The organism is Streptomyces aureus, assembly GCF_001418135.1.
Lineage (GTDB): Bacteria > Actinomycetota > Actinomycetes > Streptomycetales > Streptomycetaceae > Streptomyces > Streptomyces aureus_A.
Window position 1 is genome coordinate 1 of the sequence record NZ_LIPQ01000104.1, and the last position, 12,410, is coordinate 12,410.

Below are 12,410 nucleotides of genomic sequence, written 5' to 3' on the forward strand. Positions count from 1 at the left end.
TTACGAGTGAGTCTCGGCCCGGTCTCGATCGCGTACCCCCTCCCCCGCCGCGTACGCCGGCCGGACCTCGCCCCGCTCCGACCGGGACCCGCGCTCCGACCGGGACCCCACACTCCGGCCCGGCCCCGGCTACTCCCCCGACTGCCCCCGGATCACGTCCAGCACCGCGTCCAACTCGTCGGGCTTGACCAGCACGTCGCGCGCCTTGGAGCCCTCGCTCGGCCCGACGATGTTCCGCGACTCCATGAGGTCCATCAGCCGCCCGGCCTTCGCGAAGCCGACGCGCAGCTTCCGCTGGAGCATGGAGGTGGAGCCGAACTGCGTGGAGACGACCAGTTCGGCGGCCTGGCACAGCAGATCGAGGTCGTCGCCGATGTCCTCGTCGATCTCCTTCTTCTGCCGGGTCCCGACGGTGACGTCCTCCCGGAAGACCGGGGTCATCTGGTCCTTGCAGTGCTGCACGACGGCCGCGACCTCGTGCTCGGTGACGAAGGCACCCTGCATGCGGACGGGCTTGTTGGCACCCATCGGCAGGAACAGTCCGTCACCCTTTCCGATGAGCTTCTCGGCGCCCGGCTGGTCGAGGATGACCCGGCTGTCGGCGAGCGAGGAGGTCGCGAAGGCGAGCCGGGAGGGCACGTTGGCCTTGATGAGGCCGGTGACGACGTCGACGGACGGCCGCTGGGTGGCGAGCACGAGATGGATGCCGGCGGCTCGCGCGAGCTGCGTGATGCGGACGATCGAGTCCTCGACGTCCCGGGGCGCCACCATCATCAGGTCGGCGAGCTCGTCGACGATGACGAGCAGGTACGGGTACGGGTTGAGCTCCCGCTCGCTGCCCTCGGGCAGCTTGATCTTGCCCTCCCGGATCGCCTGGTTGAAGTCGTCGATGTGCCGGTAGCCGAAGGCCGCCAGATCGTCGTAGCGGAGGTCCATCTCCTTCACCACCCACTGGAGGGCCTCGGCGGCCCGCTTGGGGTTGGTGATGATCGGGGTGATGAGGTGCGGGATGCCCTCGTAGGCGGTGAGCTCGACGCGCTTGGGGTCGACGAGGACCATCCGGACGTCCTCGGGGGTCGCCCTTATCATGATCGAAGTGATCAGGCAGTTGATGCAGGAGGACTTTCCGGAGCCGGTGGCACCGGCGACCAGGACGTGCGGCATCTTCGCCAGGTTGGCCATCTCGTAGCCGCCCTCGACGTTCTTGCCGAGCGCCACGAGCATCGGGTGGTCGTCCTCGGCCGCGGCGGCGAGCCGCAGGACGTCGCCGAGGTTGACCATCTCCCGGTCGCTGTTGGGGATCTCGATGCCGACCGCGGACTTGCCGGGGATCGGCGAGATGATCCGTACGTCCGGGGAGGCCACGGCGTACGCGATGTTCTTGGTCAGGGCCGTGATCTTCTCGACCTTCACCGCGGGGCCGAGCTCGACCTCGTACCGCGTGACCGTCGGACCCCGGGTGAAGCCGGTGACGGCGGCGTCGACCTTGAACTCGGTGAAGACGTTGGAGAGCGAGTCCACCACGGCGTCGTTGGCGGCGCTGCGCGTCTTGCCGGGCCCGCCCCGCTCCAGGAGGTCGAGCGAGGGCAGGGAGTACGTGATGTCGCCGGACAGCTGGAGCTGCTCGGCCCGGGACGGCAGATCGGTCGGCTCGGGCGCCGGCTTGGTCAGATCCGGTACGCCTCCGCCGGGCCGCTGGTTCCCGCCACGGGCCGGCGGCACGGGAGCGGCCGGGGCCGCCGTTTCCGACGCCTCGGCCGCGGCCTTCGCGGCGGCGTCCACGGCGGCCTTGCGGTCGGCGGTGACGTCCCTGGTCAGGTCGGCGACGATCGGGGAGGGCGGCATGCCGTTGAGCACCGCGCCGTCGAGCGCGGCGGCGGCGGCCGCGGCGACGTCCACCGGGTCCAGGCCGTGGTCGAAGGCGGGCTCCGAGGAGGGGCGGCGGGCCGGCCGGCTGCGCCGGTCGAGCATCTCGGCCTCGGCCCGGTCCACGTCGTAGGGATCCACGGGACCGCGGCGTCGCGCGGACCGGGCGGTGCGGGGCTGCGGCCGGGCCTCACGCCATTCCTCGTCGTACTCGTCGTACTCCCCGGAAGGGATTGCATGGCCCTCGGGGCGGTCGTCCACGGGGTCGTAGGCGGGCTCGACGATTCCGAGCCTGGCGCCGAGGGCACGCAGCCGCTGCGGGATCGCGTTGACCGGGGTGGCGGTGACGACGAGCAGTCCGAAGACCGTGAGCAGGACGAGCATGGGGACGGCGAGGACCTCGCCCATCATGAAGACGAGCGGCTGGGACGCGGCCCAGCCGATGAGGCCGCCGGCGTCCTGCATGGCTTCGCTGCCGTCGCCGCGGCCGGGTGAACCGCAGGCGATGTGGACCTGGCCGAGGACGCCGATGACGAGGGCGGAGAGGCCGATGCTGATCCGGCCGTTGGCCTCGGGCTTCTCCGGGAAGAGGATGAGTCGTACGCCGATCGCGCCGAGGAGCAGCGGAACGAGCAGGTCGAGGCGGCCGAAGGAACCGGTGACCAGCATCTCGACGAGGTCGCCGACCGGGCCGCGGAGGTTGGACCACGTGCCCGCGGCGACGATCAGCGCGAGGCCGAGGAGCAGCAGTGCGAGCCCGTCCTTGCGGTGGGCCGGGTCGAGGCCCTTGGCACCGCGCCCTATCCCCCGGAACATCGCGCCCACGGCGTGCGCGAGGCCGAGCCAGGCGCCACGCACGAGCCGGTAGACGCCCCCGGTGGGGGACGGCGCGGGCCGGGGAGGGGCCTTCTTCGCCGCGGTCTTCCGCGCGGGCGCGCGCTTGGCGGCCGCGGCCTTCTTGGCCGGCGCCTTCTTGGCGGGCGGCTTGGCGGGGGACTTCGCGGGTGCCGCTTTCTTCGCGGCGCCCGCCGTACGGCCGGCGCGCGGCTTTGCGGTGCCCGCCGTGCCCTGGGAACCCTTGCCGGACGTACGTGAAGCCATGATGCCGAGGTTACCGGTGTGAAGACCGGCTGTCCGCCTCACCCGTTCGTGTCGCTCCCGCCGTGGCCCGAAGCTGACGCCGCATCACGCGGGACAGCGGGCGCCCGACACCTCGGTGACGGTGCGTCAGCTCTGGGCCGGCAGCGTCGGCGCGGCGCCGGTGCCCGGCTCCAGGGCGTCCAGCGCCCGGCGCAACCCGGTGAGCTTGCGCTCCAGATGCGCGGCGGTGGCGACGGCGGCCGCGTCGGCGGAGTCGTCGTCGAGCTGCTTGGACAGCGCTTCCGCCTGCTCCTCGACGGCCGCGAGACGGGCCGACAGCTCGGCGAGCAGACCGGCGGCCTCCTTGCCGTGACCGCCCTCGCCGCCGCCCTCCCAACTGCAGCCGCAGCAGCGCGGCCTGCTCACGCAGCTTGCAGTTCTTCATGTACAGCTCGACGAAGACCGAGACCTTTGCGCGCAGCACCCACGGGTCGAACGGCTTCGAGATGTAGTCGACCGCCCCGGCCGCGTACCCACGGAACGTGTGGTGGGGGCCGTGGTTGATGGCGGTGAGGAAGATGATCGGGATGTCCCGGGTCCGCTCCCGCCGCTTGATGTGCGCGGCGGTCTCGAAGCCGTCCATACCCGGCATCTGGACGTCGAGCAGGATGACCGCGAAGTCGTCCGTCAACAGCGCCTTGAGCGCTTCCTCCCCGGACGATGCCCGCACCAGCGTCTGATCGAGCGCGGAGAGAATGGCCTCCAGCGCCAGCAGATTCTCCGGCCGGTCATCGACCAGGAGGATCTTGGCCTTCTGCACCATGCCCCGTCCTCCTCGCCCCGGCAACGTGTCTCCCCGGCTCCCCGAACCGGGGGAAGCACCGGGCGCCGCCCCAGAAGACGACTCCCTAACGCCGTCCGTCCTTGTGCCGGTCATCGTAGCCGCACCCCGCCCGTCGCCACACCCTGTCACCGCGATGTCACTGTGCACGTACCGGAAACGCGGTGGGAGACCAGAAGGTTCCCCGTATCCCGGCCTCTCACACCCCCGTGGCGACAGTCCGTCGGCGAGGGCCGGACGCCAGGCCGCGGCCCGCGCCGGGCCCGTGGCACGGAGGGCACTCCCCCCGCACCACGGGCCCCGCCCGGGGTCACTTCCCCCGCATCCACTGCTCCATCACGGACAGCAGGTGATCGGGGTCGACCGGCTTGGTCACATAGTCCGACGCGCCGGACTCGATCGCCTTCTCCCGGTCGCCCTTCATCGCCTTCGCCGTCAGCGCGATGATCGGCAGCCCCGCGAACTGCGGCATGCGCCGGATCGCGGTCGTCGTCGCGTATCCGTCCATCTCCGGCATCATGATGTCCATCAGGACGATCGTCACATCGTCGTGCTGCTCCAGGACCTCGATGCCCTCCCGCCCGTTCTCCGCGTACAGCACCGCGAGTCCGTGCTGCTCCAGGACGCTGGTGAGCGCGAAGACGTTGCGGATGTCGTCGTCGACGATGAGCACCTTCTCGCCGGAGAAGCTGAAGGTACGGCGCGGCTCCGCCTCCACCTCCTGCTCCGCCCGGTCGGCGGCGATCGGCTGCCCGGGCTGCCCCGGCACCGCCGTCCGCGCCCCGGAAGCCTCCGCGGCCGCCTTCCGCCGGTGACGGAAGAGCGCCCCCGCACCGGACCGCGCCTCCGTCCGTACGGGCGGCGGCGGGAAGTGCGGGAACGGGTGGACGGCCCCGGCAGCCCCCTCCTCGGCGCCCTGCTGCGGATCGTCGGCCGCCCCCTGCCCGTAGCCGGGCGGCAGCTCCGTCGGGCTCAGCGGCAGATAGAGCGTGAACGTCGAACCGCGGCCCGGCTCGCTCGCCGCGAAGATCTCGCCGCCGAGCAGCCGCGCGATCTCCCGGCTGATCGAGAGCCCCAGACCCGTACCGCCGTACTTCCGGCTGGTCGTGCCGTCGGCCTGCTTGAACGCCTCGAAGATGACCCGCATCTTGCTCGCGGCGATCCCGATCCCGGTGTCCGTGACGGAGAAGGCGATCAGATCGGCCTCCGGATCGCGCAGCGAACCGGCCTCCAGGAGCTGCTCGCGAATCGACTGCGGCACATCGGTCCCGGCCGGCCGGATCACCAGCTCCACCGCCCCCGTGTCGGTGAACTTCACCGCGTTGGAGAGGAGGTTGCGGAGCACCTGGAGCAGCCGCTGCTCGTCGGTGTGGAGGGTGGCCGGCAGCTCGGGCGAGACCCGCACCGAGAAGTCGAGCCCCTTCTCCGCCGTGAGCGGCCGGAAGGTCGCCTCCACGTAGTCGACGAGCTGGACGAGCGCGATCCGGGTCGGCGAGACGTCCATCTTGCCCGCCTCGACCTTCGACAGGTCGAGGATGTCGTTGATCAGCTGGAGCAGGTCGGAACCGGCGCCGTGGATGGTCTCCGCGAACTCGACCTGCTTCGGCGTCAGGTTGGTCTCGGCGTTGTCCGCGAGCAACTTGGCGAGGATCAGCAGCGAGTTGAGAGGGGTGCGCAGCTCGTGCGACATGTTCGCCAGGAACTCGGACTTGTAGCGCATGGAGACGGCGAGCTGTTCGGCCCGCTCCTCCAGGACCTGCCGGGCCTCCTCGATCTCGGTGTTCTTCACCTCGATGTCGCGGTTCTGCCGGGCGAGCAGTTCGGCCTTCTCCTCCAGTTCGGCGTTGGAACCCTGGAGTTCCTTCTGCCGGTGCTCCAGCTCCGCCGAACGCTCCTTGAGCTGCTCGGTGAGCTCCTGCGACTGCTGGAGCAGCACCTCGGTCTTGGTGTTGACGCTGATCGTGTTGACCGTGGTGGCGATCAGCTCGGCGAGCTGGTTGAGGAAGTCCCGCTGGATCTGCGTGAACGGCTGGAAGGAGGCCAGCTCGATCACCCCGAGGACCTTGCCCTCGAAGAGCACCGGCAGCACGATCACATGCGCCGGCGCGGCCTCCCCCAGCCCGGAGGAGATCTTCAGATAGCCGGGCGGAACGTTGACCTGGATGGTCCGCTTCTCCTCGGCCGCCGTCCCGATGAGCGTCTCGCCGGGCCGGAACGAGGTCGGCATGGAACCGGTGGAGTAGCCGTAACTCCCGCGCATCCGCAGCTCGTACGAGCCCTCTCCCTCACCGACGAGTTCGGCGTCGCTGTGGGCGGAGCCGGTCGGCATCGCCACGAAGAAGGCACCGTGCTGGGCCGAGACCACCGGCGTCAGCTCGCTCATGATGAGCGAGGCGACGTCGTCCAGGTCCCGCCGGCCCTGCATGAGGCCGGAGATACGGGCCAGGTTGCCCTTCAGCCAGTCCTGCTCCTCGTTGGCGAGGGTGGTGTCACGCAGGTTGGCGATCATGGTGTTGATGTTCTCCTGGAGGGCCTGGATCTCGCCCGCCGCGTCGACACCGTCGATCTTGAGGTTCAGGTCGCCCCGGGTCACCGCCGTGGCGACGGCGGCGATCGCCCGCACCTGCCGGGTCAGGTTCCCGGCCATCTCGTTCACGGACTCCGTCAGATCCCGCCAGGTGCCGTCCACGTCACGCACCCGGGCCTGACCACCGAGCTGCCCGTCCGTACCCACCTCACGGGCCACACGCGTGACCTCCTCGGCGAAGTTCGACAGCTGGTCGACCATCGTGTTGATGGTGCTCTTCAGCTCCTGGATCTCGCCGCGCGCGTCGATGTCGATCTTCTTGGTGAGATCGCCCTTGGCGATGGCCGTTGTGACGGCCGCGATCTGGCGCACCTGACCGGTGAGGTTGGAGGCCATCGAGTTCACCGACTCGGTCAGGTCCTTCCAGGTGCCCGAGACACCCGGCACCCGCGCCTGGCCGCCCAGCTCGCCTTCCGTACCCACCTCACGGGCCACGCGCGTGACCTCGTCGGCGAACGACGACAGGGTCGTCACCATGGTGTTGACGGTGTCGGCGAGTTCGGCGACCTCGCCGCGCGCCTCGACCGTCACCTTCTTCGTCAGATCGCCGTTGGCGACGGCTGCCGAGACCCGGGAGATGTTCCGCACCTGACTCGTCAGGTTGTTGGCCATCAGGTTGACGTTGTCGCTCAGGTCCTTCCAGGTACCGGTGACGCCCCGGACCCGCGCCTGACCGCCGAGGATGCCCTCCGTACCCACCTCACGGGCCACCCGGGTGACCTCGTCCGCGAAGTTCGACAGCTGGTCGACCATGGTGTTCACGGTCGTCACCAGCTCCAGGATCTCGCCCCGGGCGTCGACGGTGATCTTCTTCGACAGGTCGCCCTTGGCGACCGCCGTCGTGACCTCGGCGATGTTCCGCACCTGGATGGTGAGGTTGTTCGCCATGAAGTTCACGGACTGGGTGAGGTCCTTCCAGGTGCCCGAGACTCCCTGCACCTCGGCCTGACCGCCCAGGATGCCCTCGGTGCCCACCTCGCGGGCCACCCGCGTCACCTGCTCGGCGAAGTTCGAGAGCTGGTCCACCATCGTGTTGAGGGTGTTCTTCAGCTCCAGGATCTCGCCGCGCGCGTCCACGTCGATCTTCTGCGACAGATCGCCGCGGGCCACGGCCGTCGTCACCTGCGCGATCTGCCGCACCTGCGACGTCAGGTTGCCGGCCATGAAGTTCACCGAGTCGGTGAGCTCCCGCCAGCGACCCGACACACCGTCCACCCGCGCCTGACCACCCAGCCGGCCCTCGGTGCCCACGTCCCGCGCCATCCGCGTCACCTGGTCCGCGAACGACGACAGCTGCGACACCATCGTGTTGACGGTGTTCTTCAGCTCCAGCATCTCGCCGGCCACATCCACGGTGACCTTCTGCGACAGGTCACCGTTGGCGACCGCGGTCGTCACCTGCGCGATGTCACGCACCTGACCGGTCAGGTTCCGGAAGGCCGTGTTCACCGAGTCGGTGAGGTCCTTCCACGTACCCGCCGCGCCCTTCACCTCGGCCTGGCCGCCGAGAAGACCCTCGACACCGACCTCCCGGGCCACCCGGGTCACCTCGGAACCGAAGGCCGACAGCTGGTCCACCATCGTGTTGACGGTGTTCTTCAGCTCCAGCATCTCGCCGGCCACGTCGACCGTGACCTTCTGCGACAGATCGCCGTTGGCCACCGCCGTCGTCACCTGCGCGATGTCACGCACCTGCGTGGTGATGTTCCGGAAGACGGTGTTGACCGAGTCGGTGAGGTCCTTCCACGTCCCCGCCGCCCCCGGCACCTGCGCCTGACCGCCGAGCAGACCCTCGGCACCGACCTCGCCCGACACCCGGGTCACCTCGTCGGCGAAGATCCGCAGCGTCTTCGTCATCTGGTTGATGGTGTCCGCCAGCTGCGCGATCTCACCGCGCGCCGACACCCGCACCTTCTGCGACAGATCGCCGTTGGCGACCGCCGTCGTGACCTCGGCGATGCCCCGCACCTGGTTGGTCAGGTTGCCCGCCATCGTGTTGACGGAGTCCGTGAGGTCCTTCCACACGCCGGCGACCCCGGCCACCTCGGCCTGCCCGCCGAGCTCGCCCTCCGTACCCACCTCACGGGCGACCCGGGTCACCTCGGAGGAGAACGACGACAGCTGGTCCACCATCCGGTTGACCGTGTTCTTCAGCTCCAGCATCTCGCCGGCCACGTTCGCCGTGACCTTCTGCGACAGGTCGCCGTCCGCGACCGCGGTCGTCACCAGCGCGATGTCCCGCACCTGGGCCGTCAGCCGGTTCGCCATCGTGTTGACCGAGTCCGTGAGGTCCTTCCACGAACCGGACACCCCACGCACCTGCGCCTGCCCGCCCAGCTTGCCGTCCGTACCCACCTCGACGGCGACCCTGGTCACCTCGGATGCGAAGACCGACAGCTGGTCGACGAGATTGTTCGCGGTACGGGCGACCTTCAGGAACTCCCCGCGCAGCGGCCGGACCGCCCCGTCGGCACCCTCCGAACGCAGGTCCATCCGCTGGTCGAGATCACCCTCGGCCACCGCCGAGAGCACCCGCCCCACCTCGGACACCGGCCGGGCCAGATCGTCGACGAGCGCGTTCGCGGCCTCGATCGCCGCCGCCCACGCCCCCTCACCGGCCCCCGCCTCAAGACGCTCGGACAGCTTGCCCTCGCGCCCCACCACCCGGCGGACCCGCGAAAGCTCGCCCGTCACATGCATCTGCCGGTCCGCGACCTCGTTGAACACGGCGGAGATCTCCGCCATGACCCCGTCGCCGGACACCGTGAGCCGCCTGCGCAGGTTTCCGTCCCGCATGGACACCAGTGCGGCCAGCAGCCGCTCCAGCGCCGCCGCGTCCACCTGCACCGTCCCCCCACGGGAACGCCCGCCCCTCGCGCGCGTACCGCTGCCTCCGCCGCGCCGCGCCGCCGTGCCAGGTTCCACCGTGTCCCTCCCGAAAGGGGTCGACCGTACCGCTCCGGCTTTCGCCGGTAGCCTGCCCAGTGTTTCACCGCCACCGAACCAGGCGATAACAGTTCGGCAGCTTCGCACAGCGTCCCTACCCCCTGGGGACGGATTCAGCGATGACCGGCGTCCGCTCGGACAGTGAAGGTAAGTAACCTGGCTTCCGACTGTCCAACCGCCCCGGTCCGCCCGGCGGGGGCGGTGTGGTGCGCGTACGACCACCGGGCAGCGGGAGGGACAGACCGAGCATGGCAGAGCCGGGCGTCGAGACGCGTACGAGGAGTGCTGTGATCACCGCGCGGGCGACTGCCAGCTTCGAGCCCGTCGGGCGGTCCGTCGCGGCCGCCCGCGCCTTCGTCCGGGACACCCTCCAGGGCTGGGGACACCCCGAACTCGTCGACGACGCCGTCGTGCTCACCAGCGAGCTCGTCACCAACGCCGTCATCCACGCCGGCACCTCCGCCGAAGTCCTCTGCCTCCGCTCCGACGACAGCATCCGCGTGGAGGTCGCCGACCGCTACCCCGAGCGCGAGATCCCCGTCCAGGGCGGCCGCACCCTCGGCAGCCCCGACCGCGAGAACGGCCGCGGCCTGCTGCTCTGCGCCGCCCTCGCCCACCGCTGGGGCGTCGACTACACCCCCACCCGCAAGCACGTCTGGTTCCACCTCGACCTCGCCCAGCGCCCGGTCGGCACCCGCTCCGCGGGCCCCGTCCTCCCGGACGCCCTCCTCCCGGTCACCGACAGCCGCGTCCGCGTCGCCGTCGTCCAGATCGACCGCGGCGGTGCCATCTCCGCCTGGAACGAGGACGCCGAGGAACTCTTCGGCTACGCCTCCGAACAGGTCACCGGCAAACCCCTGGGCGACCTGGCGGCCTGGCCCCACACCCCCGGCATCGGCACCGGCCTCGCCGAGGCACTCCGCCTCTCCCGCTGGGAGGGCAGCTACGGCATCCGCTGCGCCGACGGCCGCGTCATCCCCGTCTACGCCGCCCACCTCCGCGTCCGCGACGCCCAGGGCGAGCCCTCCACCGTCTGCCTCCTGGTGCGCGAGCACGAGCGCGCGATCCTCCAGAGCCCGCAGCGCCCCGCCTCCGAGCCGGGCTCCGAGAGCCGCGCCACGGACCCCTTCGAGGTCTTCATCGGCTCCCCGGCCCCCGACGACCTCGACGGCCTGCTCCAGCGCACGGTCGAGCGCGCCCGCGACATGCTCGACGGCGACGCCGCCTTCCTGCTCCTCGCCACCGACGACGAGACGGAACTCGAGGTACGGGCGACCACCGGCCTCCCGGCCGCCCGCCAGCGCTTCGCCCGCGTCCCCGTCGAGACGGGCGCCAGCCGGTACGGCTCCGCCCGCATGCCCGCCGTGCACGAGGACCTGGCCGCCGTCCCCGGCGCCGTCCCCCTCCTCGAAGGCACCGGCATGCGCTCGGTCGTCACCGTGCCCCTCAAGGTCGAGGGCCGGCTCACCGGCTCCCTCGGCGTGGCCGCCGAGTCCGCGAACCGCTACTCCAACGAAGAGGCCCTCCGCCTCCAGTTCGCCGCCGACCGCATCGCCCTGGCCGTCGAATCCGCCCGCCTCGGCGAGCTGGAACGCCTCCGCCGCGGCTCCCTCAGCTTCCTCGTCGAGGCCTCCGACCTGCTCGCGGGCACGCTCGACCGGGACCAGACCCTGGCCCTGATGGCCCAGATGACGGTCCCGACCCTCGCCACCTGGTGCGCGGTCTACACGATCGCCGACCAGTCCTCCGACCCGTACCTCTCGTACGTGCTCCACGAGGACGAGGACCGCATCGACGGCCTCAAGGAACTGCTCTCCTCCATCTCCCCGCCCGACCCGGTGCCGACCCCCGGCGCCCGCGTCTGGACCGCACCGGGCGACGCCGCCCACCGCGCGGCCCTCACCGCCTCGGTCCGCGCCCTCGACCACCCCACGAGCCCGCTCTCCTCCGGCATCGACACCACCCTGGCCACCGCGAGCACGGTCGCCGGCGAGACGGTCGTCCTGCCGCTGGTCGCCCGCAACCGGGTCATCGGCATGCTGACCCTGGGCCGGCCCTCGGAGGACCACTTCCGCCAGGAGATCCTGGAGCTAGCCGAGGACCTCTCGCGCCGGGCCGCCCTGGCCCTGGACAACGCCCGCCTGTACTCGGAGCGCGTGGCGATCAGCCAGTCCCTCCAGCGCAGCCTCCTCCCGCCCGGCCTGCCCCACATCCCGGGTGTCGAGGTCGACGTCATCTACCGCGCCGCCGGCGAGGGCAACGAGGTCGGAGGCGACTTCTACGACCTCTTCCCGATCCGCGACGGCGCCTACGGCTTCGCCATCGGCGACGTCTGCGGTACGGGCCCCGAGGCGGCCGCCGTCACCGGTCTGGCCCGTCACGCCCTCCGTCTGCTGGCCCGCGAGGGCTTCGGCGGCCCGGCCGTCCTGGAACGCCTGAACGCGGCGATCCTCGACGAGGGCGCACGCAGCCGCTTCCTCACGCTCCTGTACGGCGAGATGCGCCCCCAGGAGGACGGCTCCGCGATCCTCAAGGTCGTCTGCGCCGGCCATCCGCTCCCCCTGCGCCTCCGCCCGGACGGCACGGTGACCTCCGCGGCCGAACCCCAGCCCCTGCTCGGCGTGATGGAGGACCTCGAACTGTACGAGGAGACCATCACGCTCGACCCGGGCGACGTCCTCCTCTGCGTCACGGACGGCGTGACGGAACGCCGCGAGGGCACGCGCATGCTGGGCGACGACGGCCTCGCCGAAGTCCTCAAGACCTGTACGGGCCTGACGGCGGGTGCGGTGGCCTCCCGAGTGCTCCGCGCGGTGGAACGCTTCGCCCAGGCCCCGGCATCCGACGACATGGCCATCCTGGCCATGCGTCTCCGCGAACCGGACGACCGCTGACGCTGCCGGCGATCCCCCGCGGGGGATCGCCGGCCGGTCCGTCCGCTCCAGGGAACGCAAAAAGGCCCCCGCCACAAGGCGGGGGCCTTCTTACATTGGAGCCCTTTAACGGAATCGAACCGTTGACCTTCTCCTTACCATGGAGACGCTCTACCGACTGAGCTAAAAGGGCGGGTGTTCGGCGGCGTCCTACTCT

3 protein-coding genes, 1 tRNA gene and 1 pseudogene are annotated in these 12,410 nt (G+C 70.8%); 1 reads left to right on the top strand and 4 read right to left on the bottom strand.

What is annotated here, in order from left to right; all coding sequences use genetic code 11:
- Window positions 1-129: 129 nt before the first annotated feature.
- The 3 genes and pseudogenes from AOK00_RS11070 to AOK00_RS11080 all read right to left on the bottom strand — a co-directional run bounded on the left by AOK00_RS11070 (window position 130) and on the right by AOK00_RS11080 (window position 9,215).
- On the bottom strand, window positions 130-2,967 hold the full coding sequence (locus tag AOK00_RS11070; protein ID WP_055600139.1) for a DNA translocase FtsK: 2,838 nt from the start codon (window positions 2,965-2,967) through the stop codon (window positions 130-132).
- Between the two features lie 126 nt (window positions 2,968-3,093).
- Window positions 3,094-3,769, bottom strand: a pseudogene (locus AOK00_RS11075) (response regulator).
- A gap of 328 nt (window positions 3,770-4,097) precedes the next feature.
- Entirely contained in the window at window positions 4,098-9,215 is a 5,118-nt protein-coding gene (locus AOK00_RS11080; protein ID WP_055600140.1) for a HAMP domain-containing protein, read from the bottom strand.
- A gap of 353 nt (window positions 9,216-9,568) precedes the next feature.
- Between AOK00_RS11080 and AOK00_RS11085 the strand changes: the two genes are divergently transcribed.
- Window positions 9,569-12,214 carry a SpoIIE family protein phosphatase gene (locus tag AOK00_RS11085; RefSeq protein ID WP_055600141.1) on the top strand — a complete coding sequence of 882 codons (2,646 nt, stop codon included), beginning with the start codon at window positions 9,569-9,571 and terminating at the stop codon, window positions 12,212-12,214.
- Between the two features lie 96 nt (window positions 12,215-12,310).
- Here AOK00_RS11085 and AOK00_RS11090 read toward each other — a convergent pair.
- Window positions 12,311-12,386 (bottom strand) — tRNA-Thr (locus AOK00_RS11090).
- Between the last annotated feature and the right edge of the window lie 24 nt (window positions 12,387-12,410).